At 40.4% G+C, this 16325-nt stretch carries 14 protein-coding genes; 4 read left to right on the top strand and 10 right to left on the bottom strand.

Annotated features, from left to right (window positions below):
• Positions 1–263 precede the first annotated feature (263 nt).
• The 7 genes from ACP45E_RS06015 to ACP45E_RS05985 all read right to left on the bottom strand — a co-directional run bounded on the left by ACP45E_RS06015 (position 264) and on the right by ACP45E_RS05985 (position 7717).
• Entirely contained in the window at positions 264–776 is a 513-nt protein-coding gene (locus tag ACP45E_RS06015; protein WP_017037886.1) for a porin family protein, read from the bottom strand.
• Between the two features lies 1 nt (position 777).
• Complete coding sequence (locus tag ACP45E_RS06010) at positions 778–1713, bottom strand: hypothetical protein (protein ID WP_426510748.1); 936 nt, start codon at positions 1711–1713, stop codon at positions 778–780.
• Positions 1714–1814: 101 nt separating this feature from the next.
• The gene (locus ACP45E_RS06005) at positions 1815–2531 is read right to left on the bottom strand and encodes a hypothetical protein (RefSeq protein WP_017037884.1); all 717 of its coding nucleotides are present in this window, start codon (positions 2529–2531) and stop codon (positions 1815–1817) included.
• 1 nt (position 2532) lies between these two features.
• Positions 2533–5304 (bottom strand): CS1-pili formation C-terminal domain-containing protein, encoded by a 2772-nt coding sequence (locus tag ACP45E_RS06000; RefSeq protein ID WP_017037883.1) that lies wholly within the window; start codon positions 5302–5304, stop codon positions 2533–2535.
• The gene (locus ACP45E_RS05995) at positions 5304–5819 is read right to left on the bottom strand and encodes a hypothetical protein (protein WP_017037882.1); all 516 of its coding nucleotides are present in this window, start codon (positions 5817–5819) and stop codon (positions 5304–5306) included. The genes ACP45E_RS06000 and ACP45E_RS05995 overlap by 1 nt, the downstream gene beginning before the upstream one ends.
• Before the next feature lie 53 nt (positions 5820–5872).
• Positions 5873–6385 (bottom strand): hypothetical protein, encoded by a 513-nt coding sequence (locus ACP45E_RS05990; RefSeq protein ID WP_017037881.1) that lies wholly within the window; start codon positions 6383–6385, stop codon positions 5873–5875.
• A gap of 600 nt (positions 6386–6985) precedes the next feature.
• Positions 6986–7717, bottom strand: coding sequence for an EAL domain-containing protein (locus ACP45E_RS05985; RefSeq protein WP_017035961.1), 732 nt, complete (start codon positions 7715–7717; stop codon positions 6986–6988).
• Between the two features lie 209 nt (positions 7718–7926).
• Between ACP45E_RS05985 and ACP45E_RS05980 the strand changes: the two genes are divergently transcribed.
• The 4 genes from ACP45E_RS05980 (at position 7927) to ACP45E_RS05965 (ending at position 12259) form a co-directional block, all read left to right on the top strand.
• Positions 7927–8991: an HlyD family secretion protein gene (locus ACP45E_RS05980; RefSeq protein ID WP_017037879.1), complete on the top strand. Its 1065-nt coding sequence runs from the start codon at positions 7927–7929 to the stop codon at positions 8989–8991.
• On the top strand, positions 8981–9967 hold the full coding sequence (locus ACP45E_RS05975) for a DUF2955 domain-containing protein (protein ID WP_017037878.1): 987 nt from the start codon (positions 8981–8983) through the stop codon (positions 9965–9967). The genes ACP45E_RS05980 and ACP45E_RS05975 overlap by 11 nt, the downstream gene beginning before the upstream one ends.
• 115 nt (positions 9968–10082) lie before the next feature.
• A complete protein-coding gene (locus tag ACP45E_RS05970; RefSeq protein WP_017037877.1) occupies positions 10083–10853 on the top strand; it encodes an EAL domain-containing protein in 771 nt (256 codons plus the stop codon).
• Between the two features lie 230 nt (positions 10854–11083).
• Complete coding sequence (locus tag ACP45E_RS05965) at positions 11084–12259, top strand: threonine/serine exporter family protein (RefSeq protein ID WP_017037876.1); 1176 nt, start codon at positions 11084–11086, stop codon at positions 12257–12259.
• A 312-nt stretch (positions 12260–12571) separates the two neighbouring features.
• On the opposite strand, the gene ACP45E_RS05960 is transcribed toward ACP45E_RS05965, so the two are convergent.
• The 3 genes from ACP45E_RS05960 to ACP45E_RS05950 all read right to left on the bottom strand — a co-directional run.
• Positions 12572–13555 carry a CobW family GTP-binding protein gene (locus ACP45E_RS05960; protein ID WP_017037875.1) on the bottom strand — a complete coding sequence of 328 codons (984 nt, stop codon included), beginning with the start codon at positions 13553–13555 and terminating at the stop codon, positions 12572–12574.
• Positions 13556–13647: 92 nt separating this feature from the next.
• Positions 13648–15324 carry an amidohydrolase family protein gene (locus ACP45E_RS05955; RefSeq protein ID WP_017037874.1) on the bottom strand — a complete coding sequence of 559 codons (1677 nt, stop codon included), beginning with the start codon at positions 15322–15324 and terminating at the stop codon, positions 13648–13650.
• 109 nt (positions 15325–15433) lie between these two features.
• Positions 15434–16325, bottom strand: an 892-nt coding sequence (locus ACP45E_RS05950) for a BamA/TamA family outer membrane protein (RefSeq protein WP_069584801.1), incomplete at its 5' end; no start/stop codon positions are given.

Below are 16325 nucleotides of genomic sequence, written 5' to 3'. Positions count from 1 at the left end.
CAGCTGCTACCGCTATTGTTGACCAAGATTTCTGCTCTCTATCGAATATACTCTCGTTAAGCCTTTTACATAATGGCTCGGTAAAAATGGTAACCAATGCACCTCAATGTATATTGAGCATATTTTTATTGAATTATTCATAAATGCTCACTTAATTCAGATCTTGGCACGAGCCATGATCGCTTCCCCATCGATGAGATAGATGAACAACGTTAATAGTTAAGCCAGTGATCGCATGTAAATTAAAAACCTTGGTTTATATACTATTGGCTTCTTGAGGTAGTACTCATCTCATCACTGGTTGGAAATCGGTAAACAAACGAAAAATTCAACGCGTATAAATCACTTTGGCTAGCCTCTATATCGAAAATAGACTGGTAGCCTAACTCTGCAAACCAATGTTTTGTTAATTGGTAGTTGATCCCTAATACCGCAGTAGGATTCGCATCACTGTTCATAAAAGCAAATCCTCCACCCACGTATAATGAGGCGTAACCACTCACTGGAATTTTCCATTTTAACTCAGTAAGCACAGGGGTAATGTCTGAAAGACTATTCGTAAAGGCTCTATAGTTCCCATACCCCACTTCTAGAAGCACATTTTTATTCATGTTATAGCCCAGTGTTGCTTTATAGCCCAGGGCCTCAGAAGACAATTCATTGGTGTCAATAACAGAGAACATGACACTCGAACCAATTTGGAACGGCGAGAGATCATTACCAGAGAATGCAATCGTAGGCAGTATAATTAGTGCTAATAAATAATCGTGTTTCATACTATATACTCGGATCTATCATTATAGTCACTTGATCAGTGTATTCCCCTGACGTAATCACCGTCCCGTCCACGTCATAACTGAACATTAGATTAAACTCTACACGGCTACTGGGACCATTTCCTACTCCAATATAGGTACTATGATCTGGAAGTAATAGTTGACCATTATCGACTAATTTCACTGTCTGACATTGTGAACAAACAATGCTATACGGGATTGTTATATTAAAGTCAGATGAATTAATAAGAGAGTACTCATCATCTAGCATAGTAAGTTTTATTCCATCATCAAAATACCCTATTGCCTCAATGAAATATTCTGTAGAAGACGTTATTCGACGAGTACTGGAATTATAATTGGGTACCATTACGCCATCACCCGTCACATTGACCCTATCCAATTGAACAGGGTCGTACTTAAGGCTTATGATCATTATTTCATTGATATTACGAAATGTAGTAATACCATGATTTTCATAGTAGTAACGAATTATTATGGGTATTGATGCCGAATACAAACCTGGTGTCTTTCCTCTTAATACTGAAATAATATCTTGGTCGTCGATACTAAATAGTGGTCTAAAGAAAACAAATGGGCTCGATTTTCCGGCATTATTCAGTTTATACGATGAAATGCAATTGTCGCCCTCTACACTCACAATGGGTAATGTCACAGTATCTAGACGACACCCACTCCCTGTACCTGTGTCAGACACCGAATACTCGATACCCGACGCATTGTACTGTATGCCTAAGATCTGTATATCTAACGGTTCAGTCATGACGCCATCGCTACCAGTTAGTTTTATAGTTTCAGGCGGAGAAGCTGCGAATGTTCCTGCTTTCCAAGACGTTGATGTTTGGAGTAAAGGGGGGACTTGCCACTCACTTGGTGCCATCTTTCCATAAGCCATGGTCACGTTTTCCCAACTCACACTTCCGCCTCTAACTTCTCCCCTAAGACCAATTGATGCTTGTGCGGACAATACTGCACTCAACCCAATTAAAACGGTAAAAAATCTTACGTTACCCTGCATCAGTTATTACCTCGCTTTACTGATTCTTTTTGTGAGTAACTTTTATCATGAGAGGTAACGGTAATATTGAGTTGTTCACTTTGTAATTGAGGAGGTAAATTAAAGGTCTTTTCTCGCCCTGCAATTAACGTAAACTTTTGTCTGCAATTCGATGTAATTTTTTCATCACAGTTATTGACAAACACACTGAGCATCGTATTACTATCGTTTTTTACTGTTAACGTTTCACCGTTATTAAAAATCTCGTATGAATAGATAGGGTTAGTTGTTGGAATAATATAGACAGGAGAGAATCCATAATTAATTTCGATACCACTGACCTCTTCCCCTTCTGGATTGTATTTACTTGGGGCAAAAGGCAACATAAACATAAGATCACGCGACCCGTCACAAGTTGTGTTGTAACAAAGACTCCGTACACCCACCGCTTTTTCTTCACCTGGTTTTAATACCAATTTCTGGTGTGTCAGTGAGATTTTCCAATCTTCAATGTTATTGATATCATATGGCGTTTTAACCAAATAAACACCATCGTTGACATCTAATTCTTGAACCTGTGCCTCTACAAAAATAGGATTAGTTTCATCATTTTTCAGCGTGATAATTCCGTTACCTTTCTTATCACTAACAATAAACATCTTATCTACTGAAAATGCAAAAGACTGAAGAGAACAAAGCAGCGCTATGAAAGGTAATACTCGAATGATGTTTTTCATCTTAATCTCCATTTTTAGTTTTTGTAATCGGATAATATTCCACTGAATCGGTATAATAATGTTTTTGTGCGAGCCTCTTTATTTCTGAAATTTCTTTTCTGTGCTGATTAAAACTGTCTTTAACATCATTAGGAGATTGAGCTATGTAGATGGCTTTCTGCTGACCTATATCTTTCTGTATGACTTGATAACCCAGTGATTCAAATAACTTGATATTGCTATTTAGCGCCAGTGACTCTTGATAAACACCTAGAAAAAGTACTTCCAGATTCCGGCCGTCAATATCAACAAGTAGTGGTTCACTACGATCAAAAATTGATAGGCAATAGTTTTGACCAAAATTCATTAGGTTTGTTGAATGGAACTCATAGGGCAATAAACAGCGGGTATTTTTTGATGTTAATGCGAAGTCTAATCCCTCAATAACAGTAACGCGATAAACGCCATCGGACATTTTATTTACTTCTATACACCCCTCTCCTTCACACTCAATGCCGAAAACTGGCTTCTCAGCTATATTTTTAAATGCACTGATAAATGAAACGGTACGGCTTACTTTTGGGGACAATGACATCACCGTACCAGGCTGAGCATAAACGTCTAACTGTTTAGTTCCAGTACTATAGAGATCAACGCTTTTTGAATCGAATGACGCTTTATATTCATTGTAAGCTTCGACTGGCATGATGGTTTGATCGTCATAGACGATAAATTGCCTGTTTCTTTTTCCACCTTTCTTCAACGTGAAATACCCTTTTTCGTCAATCTCTTGGCCGTTCGAGAGGCCATCATCAATGGAAACGTCTACTACCGCGTAAGCGGCCGATGATTTGTCCGTAAAATAAATGTCACCGTTGGCGACAACCTGTGTGCTTGATAAACCAAGATTGATACCATAATAACCATTGGTAGAGGCATGGGCAGATATATTCCCGCGCGCATATGACGTGTTACCGTTAGCACTTGCTAGCATGCTTTGGTAGATAGTGTTGATACCCCGATCATAGGTATTACTGACCTCTAAAGACGTAGCCACAGAATCAGAGTCAATCACATTACTTTTTCTCAGTGTTGTCTTAAGGTATGCGACACCTCGTGTATTTGAGGTTTCCCCTAAGATAGCCTCTATGGTCGTTGAAAGCGGGATACTCCAAAGAATACTTAAGGACATTTCGTCGCGAACATCTGTTACATCTAGGTTTACATTAAGTCTGGAATCCAGTAGAGCAGGCGTGGTGTAACCAATTGAAAGCAGTTGGTATTGCTGGTCTGTGAATGTGCCTATTGCATCCAGTAATTTATCGTCATTAATGGAGTAAATTGCATAAATAGATTGACCATGACCAAACGAATAAGTTGTGTTTAAAGACACCCTAGAAAAATCCGCATAGCCATACATATATGAAGCCAAAAGATCTCTGTTTTGATTATTGAGTTGCTCGTATGCAAGACTGAGAAAAGGAACGCTAATGTTAGCATTCATGTGGGAGGCGTCTTCGAACTGACGAAACACTGCTTCGGATGAAACCCCCCAATCTAATAGGCTATAGGATCCCCCTAAGTTAAACATCGTTCCTTGCTTTGAGGCAATGCCACCCATACCTAAGTTGAAAGAGGGCCATAGTTGGTAATTGACTAATCCCTTCGCGTACGGATCACCTTCAATATCATTTACACTCTTCATTCGATTGTCATAATGATTCGTTTTGAACAAACCGGAAGATAAAGCGAAGTCAGCATTGCCTACAGGTAAACTGTCACTGCTATTATTGTAGATTTGATAGGTTTGAGTTGTCGTTGTAACACCACTACCCGATTTTACTTCAAGTAACACTTCATAACGGCCCCTGGGCAAAGAACTATAGGGAATGGAATGCACGCCCTCTTTGACGACATTTTGATGTATTATGCGCGCATTACGATAGATATATACATTGCCACTCGTGGGGGCATAAAAAGTGAGTAACTTATCGCTATTATCACCACCCATCAGTAAGTTTTTAGAGCTACCAAACGTGATTGAGCTTTGTGATATGCGAGTATTCCCGTTAAGAAAGTCCGTAGTATTGACTTCTGGATCATAGGAAAAATAGCCCGCTTTTAATAGATATGAATCTACATCTAGATGGTAAGCCGCCTCGTATAGTTCTGAACCACTTTCGCTATTATTTAGATAAAAAACTGTTTTTAAATACCCATAAGGCATACCCACAGTGAGTTTGTCATTAAATGATATGACTGAATTTTGATTTGAATAATCACTGGCATAGAGATCAAACGAATTTATGATACCATTATGTTCGTTTTTCGCATCGTAATACAATTTATTCTCTTGAATCCCATTATTTTCTATATTCAACACGTTAGGAGAAACGAATAGGTAAACTTCTTTATCATTATAGTTGAGAACTATTTCATACGTATCAGGGTAAATTACACACTCATTCAACACCCCTGTACAATTTGATGTATCTCTTACCCCAGTTATGAAACCATCTATAATTATTGACTTATATTCATCGTTGATTTCATTATTTTCAAGATACCTCGTCAGATTAATCATCGAATTTACATCATGAACATCCAACTTTATCCTATCAAATGACGTAAAAAACACGATCGGCTCCGACATGGTTCCATCAAGGTTCCTCAGCTTTAATGATGATTCACTCATGTTAAATAAATTTTCAAATCCTTTCGGAATTGATTCAGAGAAAACTAATGATGTATATATAGATAAAAAAGCAATACATAATCTTCTACACTTGATCATTACACATCGATCTCTATATTAAATGTTATAGCACCATCGCATTCTTCCGTAACACCTGATGTTATAATCTCACCGAATGGCCTAAAAACCATTTGGACAATATGATCGCCACTTTTATTCTCTCCATCATCATCGACAAAGGTTAATATTTCACTACTTTCCGACTCGCTAATATATTCACCATCAAATAACACAGAGACAAATTCATTCTGTTCATTTTTATCACCCGAATAATCCGTACAAGTTGATGAATTCCTTGTGAGTGTTGATATGTAAGTTATATTAGGTTGTTCTTTTGGTATATTCGTATAAATTTTAAGACGTACCAGCACATCTTCAAAACCGCTGTTATCATTTTTTGTATTTAGACTAATTGTATTTGGTTCAAACACAACGCTAGATATAGAGTCACTATATAAATTATTAACATCAACTACGCTTGATAACGGAAAAATTTTATATTCTGCGTGCACTGAAGCATTAACAAGTAACATAATTATGGGGAAAAATTTCATATTGGCGCCAAAAATGGCTCGCAATACACTACGAGCCAACGAATACTTAATAATTAGGCTTTTTCTGCCATCAGAGTCACACTAGCTTGAACAATAGACCCGCCAATATCTGCTACTGGTAACTGCGCTGTTTGTGATATTTTGATTGACACCGTTTGAGCTTGAACAGGGTCACTTTCTGGTGAGAAGGCTTCACCATTAACAAGGACTGAAACCTGTGAAGAAGCGTGTTCTAAACCATCGTATGTGACTTTACTATCATGATATGACCAGTTAGCGTTAGATAGTTCACCGACGATTGGTGTATCGAGATCTCCCTCATTTACATGAGCTTCGAGGATAAGCGCATCAGAACTAAAAACCCCCATTGAGTCAGCCGTAATCCCACCGATTTGCGCCTCTTGAACACCATTAAGTCCGGTAATCACTAACTCATTATCATTTCCTGTTACTGGCACCTCGCCATACCAGGTGACGGTAGCTGGTGCAGCGGCGTAAGCACCAATACTGGTGGTTAAACCTACTAACAACATAGAATTTAGAACGTTTTTGTTGACAATTTTCATTTATAATCCTTATTAAATTTTAGCCATCATTTCATATATAAATCCGAACCTAGGATTCGTTAACTCATTTGTGCACTTAAACACTATTCAACTTTGTGCACATAAACACTATTCAACATTCCATTCCAAAAATATTGAGCATTTATAAAAATCATTAGATTTATATGCCATTAAATAGAGTGTTATTATTAAACCCTGAGATAGCACATAGATACCTCAGGGTTTTATTGAAAAACATGGTAATTTATTGATGATTAATTATCTGTTGTATCTTTAGGAATAAAATGAATAAAAAGGGATGGAAGGTGATGAAAGAGAATGACCTCAATTGAGTCGATTTAAAATGCGAACTTTATTTCCAATAGATCTTTAGGGGTAACTAAGCCCATTACTTGCAAGTGGTTTTCTCCTCATATTTAAAAAGATTTAAAAGGAATGATATTTCAATGTCACTTAGTGAAGTGTTTATACCACCCTCCCGATTAGTCAATTCTTTATTTATTATTACTTCTATTTCCTTTAACTCTTTAACCGTTAAGTTTGGTAGAAAGCTAATTATTGAATTTAATTCCATAGGTTTAATCCTAAAATTAATTTTTATCAAATAATGATTTTTGGCTTATCGATATAGTATCCCTGCATCAGAGCAAAAGGAAAAAAGTCTCTTACCAATGAATATTGAAGCTTATCTTCTATTCTTTCAACAATGACTCTCATGTTTTCATTAACTGCCTGGGATATAATGCTAATCAAATCACTAATTTCATAATCATCAATACACAACTTAACCACACTAAACATAGAGCTAAACTGATTTATAGAAATGTGATCATGTGTACTCGGTTGGTAATCATCGAGTACCAAGTCAACACCGAGTTTTTTTATTTTTTTAAACGGAATTTCATCCCATTCGCAGCTTCTTTCTGTAATTTCAATGAATAGACTTACACCAACACTTCTGTATTGGCTAACTAGAGAGGCTATTCGATAACTGGTCTGTTCTTCTTTTAGGGCCGCGGGTTCAATATTCATAAAAATAGTTTTGAATCGCTCAGACAAAGCAGATTTATTCAATTTCATCCAGTCAATTTGTTCAATTGTGAATTTTTTCACCATAGCTTCTGACAATGATAACTCGTCATAGAACAAATCTACATCGTCCACATTTTCCGGACGAAACAGTAATTCTACTGTGCCATGGGGATGTATGTTTTCGTGTCTAACACCTAAGGTAATCAATTGAGAATACACATTGAAATTCTGACACGAAAAAGTGAAGGGAGTAAAGCTTGTAGCACTATGATTGACACCTTCAATCGTATTTCTATACATAATCTCATTCTCAATTTCTGATGACCGATGCGCTGATTATCTTAATTAGAAATAACTCTCACAAGTGAACGGCGTGTTTCATTCATTGCAGTGTAGACTGACTCCGAAATAGTACGCACCTGAGTACAGGTTATAGAAAGATATTGATCGCTTGATGCTATCTGTTTTCCAATTTAATATAGGTGTTTTGTTTTCTAAGAGTCGAATCCATGTCTGCCGCTGAAAAATCATCTCAAAAATTAAGCTTTTTCATCATTGGTATCGTGCTGTTTATTTGGTTCTACAGCCTTTGGGCGGATCGTGTTACACCCATGACAGGAACGGCTAGAGTTCATTCTTACTTAGTGAGAGTTGCAACAGAAGTCTCTGGCAATGTCACCGAAGTATTGGTCAAAAATAACCAGGTCGTAGAGGCAGGCGATATCTTATTCAAGATTGACGCTAGAAATTACGAAATTGCGTTAAAGGTTGCCCAAGCAAATTTAGCATTGGCAGGACAAAGCATCGGTGCGAATACTGCAGCAGTTGAAATCGCACAGGCTAAAGTGGTTGATGCACTAGCCGCTCGTGATAATGCGAGAGAGCAGTTCGCCCGAATCGCCGAACTTGCCAGTAAAGGCGTCTTGAGCAAAGCAGAATTAGATAATACGAGGGAATCTCGCGAACGTACACAAGCCGCGCTTGAAGCCGCTGAAGCCTCATTAACACAAGCAAAACAGAACTTAGGCCCAGAAGGCAGTAACAACCCGCAAATTTTATCCGCAATGGCAAAATTAGAACAAGCTCAATTAGATTTACAGCGCACTCAGATTACGGCCCCTTCAAATGGTATCGTCACGAATCTTCAATTGACCTTAGGGCAAAAAGCATCAGTAGGGTCACCGATGCTGACTTTCATCGACCCGCGAGAGGTTTGGATTTCTGCCTCTTTACGCGAAAACTCTATCGAATATATAAAAGCAGGACAAAATGTTGAAATTGTACTCGATGCACTACCAGGCCGCGTATTGCAAGGTAAAGTAGACAGCGTTGGCTGGGGAACGGGTGGAAGCAATAACGTTGATCAAGCGACTGGATTTCTAGTTGCTGACTCCAATTCTCTCGGGGCACAGCGCTACCCCGTCAACATTGTTTTTGACCATGGAGAAGTGCCCGATAATATTCGTTTTGGCTCTAAGGCAACGGTTGCTTTTCATACCGAACAAAGCCGATTGGGTGAATGGCTATCGGTGCTATGGATGAAAATCGTGAGTATTTGGACCTATGTTTCGTAGTCCAGCCAATCCGGTTATAAGAATCGTATTTGTTCCCATACTGTTGTTGTTTTATTTGCAACACAGTGGGGCGGTTTTACCTATTTTATCGCCGGTGTTTGTGGTGATTTTTTTAACCTTGATGCCCTCTAAACCACCCACTAATTTGTTGTTCAAGCTGCTGATCATTCTTTTTTTTGTCAGCTTTATTCTGGTTTCTCTTGCCGGTTTGCTACTTGATTCTCCCACAGGCTACGCTCTGTTTAGTTGGTCTGTCTTTTTCTGGAGTTATTACCGAAGCCACCAAAACTCAAAAGACATACTTGCAACTTTAATGTTGATGGTGGTCATTATTATGACCGTTATGAGTAAACAAATGAACTTACCTGTCGATGCCCTGCCCTGGTTAATGTTTCAAGATTTACTGATCGCTATCGTTATCACTTCACTGGCCTTTTGGGTCTTTCCTGGCGATGAACGAGATATTCAGCCCGATGAGCAAAGTACAGAAGCCGCCACAGCGCATCTTGGTCTAATAGCCTTTAAAGCAACTGCCATGTGGTTGGTTTTAGCTGCATTATTAGGTACAGGGAGTTCACAAGTCATACTTATCGCTATTACCATCAGCAGTATGATCAAAACCCACCTTCCGCACGAGCACAAAACCTTTACTCAGAACAAGCTGGTTACAACGGTCATCGGTATTTTATTTACGATGCCCGTTTTGCTCTTGTTTACCGTTAGCGTGCCGAACTGGGTGGTTATTGGGGTGACCATTTTTTGCGGAATTCAACTCGCTTGCTACGCGATTCGACGTAAAGTCACAATGAGTATCTATCAGTTGCTGTTCACCAATTTTACTGTTTTAACGTATCAGATCATTAAACATCAGGGCACGGAATCACTTTCCGCTGAGCTCATGCGGTTAGTCTCTATTTCCTTAGCTATTTTTATCGGCGCTATTATTCTCAACCTTGTGAAGCCTCATTTCGAGTAAAAACCCTCTAACACTATTAATTTTAATGATTTTTTACACTTTGTTGCATTTGCACTAGTACTCAATGGGAACTCAACTAGAATAGAGTATAACAACAAGAATTAAGGCTAGGTATATGAAAGGAACATTACTCGACGGCAATAAAGTTACTTGCGGTCATTGCCGCAACGATGAGCCGCTTGATTTTGATTTTACTATGGCTTTTCAACCTATCGTAAATTGCCAAACTGAAAGCATCTTTGGCTATGAGGCATTGGTTCGAGGGCTTAATAACGAATCTGCGTATTCTATTATTTCAAAAGTAAACGATGACAATCGTTACCTATTCGACCAACTGTGTCGCATTAAAGCCATCGCGTTAGCAGCAAAGTTAAACATCTCCTCTATGCTTAGTATCAATTTTTTACCTAACGCCATCTATCAGCCTGAGCGCTGCATTCGCACTACCTTAGAGGCCGCGCTTAAATACGACTTTCCCGTTGAACAAATTATGTTTGAATTCACCGAAGTTGAAAGAATAGAAGACAGTACCCATGTACAAAGAATCGTTGCGTATTATAAATCTCTCGGCTTCAAGACTGCGATCGATGATTTCGGTTCGGGTTATTCTGGTCTCAACTTACTGGCAGACTTTCAAACCAACATCGTTAAGTTAGATATGGGCTTGATCAGAAATATCCATACCGATAAGGCTCGTCAGTCGATTGTGTTAAATTGCTTGAATATATTTAGTGACCTAAACATCACCCCTTTAGTGGAAGGTGTAGAGAGCGTTGATGAATACCTATGGCTAAAAGAAGCTGGAGTTGAATTGATGCAAGGCTACTATTTTGCCAAGCCCGCCTTCGAAAGTTTACCTGTGGTCAACTTTCATTCTCCGCAGTAAAAGTATCGTCACAAAATAGCAGGATATTCGAACACATCACGCCTTCGTGGGTAAAAATCGCCCTAACTTATGTATTCAATTCAATGAATCCTATCTTTTTAACCATTGCCTTGTTCGTTTGTAGGGGCCCGTCCTCTATACACGACTATTGGTTACGCTTGAATGAGGATACTATTGAATTAGAATGCCCCTCAAACATATATCGCCTTGGTGATTGAGAAACAAACAGAATGAAACAAACAAATCATATCGAACAATGCCAGCAAGAAATTTTGAGCTTTTCTGACCGATTACATCAATCTGGTTGCGCGCCTTACTCGGTAGCTCAATACACTCAAGCTTATGCAAAACGCCAGAACATTGATGTCTCTATTGATGTGACCCCGACAAAAGTCATCACTATTTTTGAGCAACCCACGCAAAAAGTCGTGATGGAAAACAAAAAACCACCCTCGGTTAACTTACGTGATTTAGTCGCAACGCTTAAAGGGCTTTCGACTCATTCCCATTACGAAGGTTCAGAAACCTACTCGAATCGTACCTTGTGCTTTGCCAATTTATTGCTTCCGCCATGTTATTTAATGTTAGTTGGCAGTACTTATCTGGCGGTCGGGTTATCCATTATTCTGGGCGCTATAGCCTGGCTAGCACAAATTTTCCTGACTGGGCCAAGAAGCATTCTTGTCGAGTTCTTTGTCGCCTTAGTAGCCAGTTTTTTAACCGGTATGATAGCGGCACAGGTTCCCGGCTTACCAACATTGGCACTGTGCATTTCTTCCATTGTCCTTTTTATTCCTGGGTTAACCGTCACCAACGGCTTAGCCAGTCTTGCTCTCAATGACTTTCGGTCAGGTATCGAACTGCTTGCACAAAGCGCACTCATAGTAATGAAAATATTCATCGGCATTGTTATGGGGTTAGGCTTAGCCAACATAATCAATCAACCATTATCGGTACCGGTATTTATTGATGAAATCCCATTCGTTCTTCATATCACCGCACTGATCGGGATTTCTGTCGCTATTGGCCTTATTTTCAACGCAAGTATGACAGAAATTCTCTTAGGCCTTCCTGTCGCGGCGATTGGCATGTGGGGGCCACATTGGTTTACTTCCGATTGGGTTGTAGGTACATGGGTAAGCACAATACTCATTACGCTTTACGGGTTGGGGATGGGAAAATTGCGTCACGTTCCACCACTCATATACATTATTCAAGGGATCATCATTCTTGTCCCCGGTAGTCGAATCATTGTCGGAGCAAGTGAGTCCTTCTTTGCGACCTCCATTTTACCCATTCCGAATATTGGTCTGTCCGCCTTGCTGATGTTTGGCGCGATTATGGCGGGACAAATCATGGTTTATTCTATATTTAGTCGTCATTTTGATTCCATCATTGAGGACTAACCATCGATCTAACAATCGCTGATCAACACGCCCCAATAACCCACGATTGAGTCTTTATCTGCTTTTTGGCGTTAACCGATTCTGAGAAGGTACTGATGAACAGAGTCTCGAAAATAGATAAGACTATTTTGTTTCAGATGGCGAGGGGAATGAGCAATATGGATTTGGAAAAACCGAATAGAATCGAAAGTAGCCAATAATTCAATAAGATAAGGATGCTTAGGATGAGTCAATGCAAACTAGGCAGAGGTAAGCTAGGTGTAGGCAAGCGCTAGGTTGATAGGCTTGCCATCTACTCCATTTCCGTTCTAACTACGCCACCAGTGCGTTCAGTTTTTTACGCATACTCTCTTTATCAAGGCCACCTTTAGGTCCAATGAAGACTAACCGTGACGAACGAGATTCATCATCTTCCCATGCATCTCCAACCGTCACATTGGCTCGCTGGCCCGTGCACTGAAATACACAGCGATGATCAGGACGATCGGTTAAATTTAAAATACCTTTCATGCGATAAGCATCAATTGAAAACTGTTGCAGTAGAGGATACAAACTTTGTAGATTAAGTGGTTGATCAGTTTCAAAGCTGAATGTTTCGAAATCATGGTTCACGTGATGACAGTGCTCATCATGACAATCATGGTGCTGGCATTCCTTTTGATCAGCCGCTATTTTGTTAGTGACAAAGCGTGTACTTTCAGGGGCATCAAATAAGATAGGTAAATCCACTTCGCCGAATGAAATATCAATCAATTTAGCAAACGGAGCTTGTACACGGCACCATGCTTTGACTTGCTCTAGTTTATCAGCATCGACTAGGTCAACTTTATTAACCAGAACAATGTCAGCCACTTGAATTTGCTGCTTCGACAACGTCTCCATTGGGCCTTCTAGCCCTAGAATGTTTTCCGCATCGATCGTCGTCACGATTGCATTTAAAGGTGCGTGTGCTTGCAGTTCCGGATCTTCAAATTGAAGTGCCACTTCTTTGGGTTCTGCAATACCTGAAGTTTCAACAATAATATGGTCTGGGCGTTCCTCTAATGCGAGTAAACGCATTACCGAAACGACGAGGCCTTCTGCAAGGTTACAACAGATACAGCCATTCTCTAGGCTGATCATGTTTTCACTCTTAGATTTAACCAACTCAGCATCAACATTAATTGAACCAAAGTCGTTGACGATCACAGCCATGCGCATTCCATTTGCATTGGTTAATATATGGTTTAGTAGGGTCGTTTTCCCTGCTCCTAAAAATCCGGCTAAAATTGTTACTGGAATAGGCTTCTTGCTCATAGCATGCTCTCTTTCGGTTTTCGTTGTCTATATTTACTCGGTAAGCAATAAAAAAGGTTGAGCTAATGCCCAACCTCTTAAGTCAGGAGAACTTAGCCCGTCACTTTGTTACGAACCGCTTCACCTGGGTTTGAGTCTAGCAGCAGTTCACCGCCTTCAATGATGGGCGTACCATTAACCAGTACGTATTCCATACCCGTTGACAGCGCATTGGGTTTTTCAAATGTTGCCACCGCTTTAACTTCATCAAGTTTGAAAATAACTAAATCAGCGTCTTTACCTACTTGAATACGGCCTTTATTTGCCATTTGTGGCACTGCGTCCTCAAGAATACGACATGCGTTTAAGCTCGTTCGTTCCATCGCTTCTACTAGTGTTACGGCTTTGTATTCATTGACATATTTTTCAATAAATCGAGAGAAACAAGCAATCGATCTAGGGTGAGCTATTGCGTTACTTGGTAGCGGCCATACATCACCTTCTATTAATGTACCTTTATCATCCATCCAAGGCATTGCATCAGATGCGATAGCTGCACCTGGGAACAATACTGAACGATCCATTTTTGCGCGATCTTCTTTGTTCTCATCGGGTTTTAAGAAGTGCATGACAACAACGGTACCGGGCGCTGATGCTTGTAGTTCAGTGACTTTTTCTTGGTTGAGTGCTTTACCATTCGCTTCCATGTAGCTCGCGCTTGGGACGCCCCAACGTTGTAACCAATCATCGCCACGGAAAACTTCTGCGCCAATTACTGAAGAGCCAGCGCCATAAGGGTAAGCTTCAGTAGTAATGGATAACCCCTGATCAATGGCGGATTGAACTAAATCGGCACAATCTTCGATATCTTGTACTGACGTGCTGTTGAGGTGACAAATGTGCATGTGTGCACCCGTTGTCGCCGACAGGCTAATGAGTTCTTGGTATGCTTCAAAGCTTGATTGTGGCTCTGCGCTGTTTAGGTAACGAACGTGAGTGTAGGTTGGTACTTCATAGCGTTTTGCTAGTTTAGCAAGATCATAGTACTCTTTGTGGCCATAACCTGGTGCGTAACCCGCGTTAATACCAATGCCTAAGCCCCCCTCTTTAAGACCTTGCTCAACCGAGCCCAGAATTTGTTTTAATTCATCTGGGGTTGCTAGGGTATTTTGCCAATTGTTTTTAGAAAAAGCGTTCTGGAACCAAACAATCGTACCATCAGGAGCAGGCATCGTAGGTTCTTTTGCTTGAATACGAGCGTAAGTCCATGCTACAGAAGCGCCGTAATTAATCGGGCGACCTTCAGCAGCAGTAATATCGTAGTACGTTCCGATTGGGAATAGACCAGATTCCATCTCAAGAGCGGTGGTTACGCCATCGAATGCTTGAGCACGGGCAGCAGGAAGTTGTTGTCCGTGAGCGTGCATATCGATAAAGCCAGGTGCAACCACGAGACCTTCAGCATCGATGATTGTTTTGCCTTGCAGCTTTTTGTCTGAGATTGCAGCAATACGCTTGCCTTTAATACCGACGTGACGAATTGCGTCGAGTCCAGTTTCAGGATCAACAACACGGCCATTTTCGATAACGACATCAAATGGCCCTTTCTCGTTAGGCATCAGTTTGATGTTTTGGCCAACCAGTTTTTCAGGGGCTGCATGTAAAACAGAGGCAAAAGGCAGTGCCGCCGCCCCAACCGCTAACTTAGTCAAAGTCGAACGTTTATCTGTATCGACACCATCAAGTAATACTTGCGTAGCGTCCAATTCGTTTGGGTCGTAATTTTTCATATTGATACCTGTTATGTTTGTTGTAAAAGAATGCTAGTTCATGATTGCTATGAAAACTATGCAGTATGTAGCAAAATCAATCGATTGTTTAACACCCACCTTTCCATCATTAGAATCCACTGCCAACCGTAATATAAAACGCGCTGTCATCGTCACTAAAAGCGAGGTCTACCCCCATGTGTAACCCATATCGGCGAGCTATCTGGTAGCGAAATCCAGCACCATACGCATCGACACTTTCATCGTCTGACAGACTGCCCTCTACTGTCGCTTTACCAAGGCCATAAAACGCAGAAACGGTCCAACGATTATCAATCGCATAAGTCACTTGAGATTGAGCCGTTGCAATTTCATCCCCTTGGTACCGATAGGAAGCAATACCACGTAATTCAACATAGGGACGAACAGTCGGGGGTAAATAGTGCTCTTGCGTATTGAAGTTCTGATAGTTACCCGCAAACGCTAAGGTCCAGCGCTCAGCCACTGGAATATAGACTTCACCATTAATATTCAGGTTTTGATAATTCCAGTCACTGCCAATTTTTTCGTCATACACCATGTATTCTGCGTTAACCGAATAACCATTAGTCGGGAAAAACATATTGTTTCTGGTATCGTATTCCGCGACAACACCCAGCCCAGAGGTCACCGAGCTTTCGCCCATAAAATATTGAATAACGCCATTGATAACGTTATTCACATCTTCATTACTGGTCTCAAACTCTACCGAGCTCTGGCCAATAATCTGTTTCACACCCAGCATCAATGGTGTGTTTGCCACTCGAAACTGGAGCTGCTGAAGCGCAGCGACTCCCGAGGTTTTTGTGCCGAATTGAATCGTTTTGTTGTACGACGCACCTATACTGAACTCTTTGAAAATATCGAGGTTCGCCTTTCCAGCGCCAACGCCACCCGTATATCGAATAGTATCTTTTAGCCACGAATGTCGATGGCCAGCAAATGCAAACCAAGTCCCGTTCTCTGTCCCCGCAGCCCCTGCT

The organism is Vibrio genomosp. F10 str. 9ZD137 (genome assembly GCF_049974785.1).
GTDB lineage: Bacteria > Pseudomonadota > Gammaproteobacteria > Enterobacterales > Vibrionaceae > Vibrio.
The sequence above is the reverse complement of the archived record's forward strand: the minus strand, read 5'-3'. Positions and strand labels throughout refer to the sequence as shown.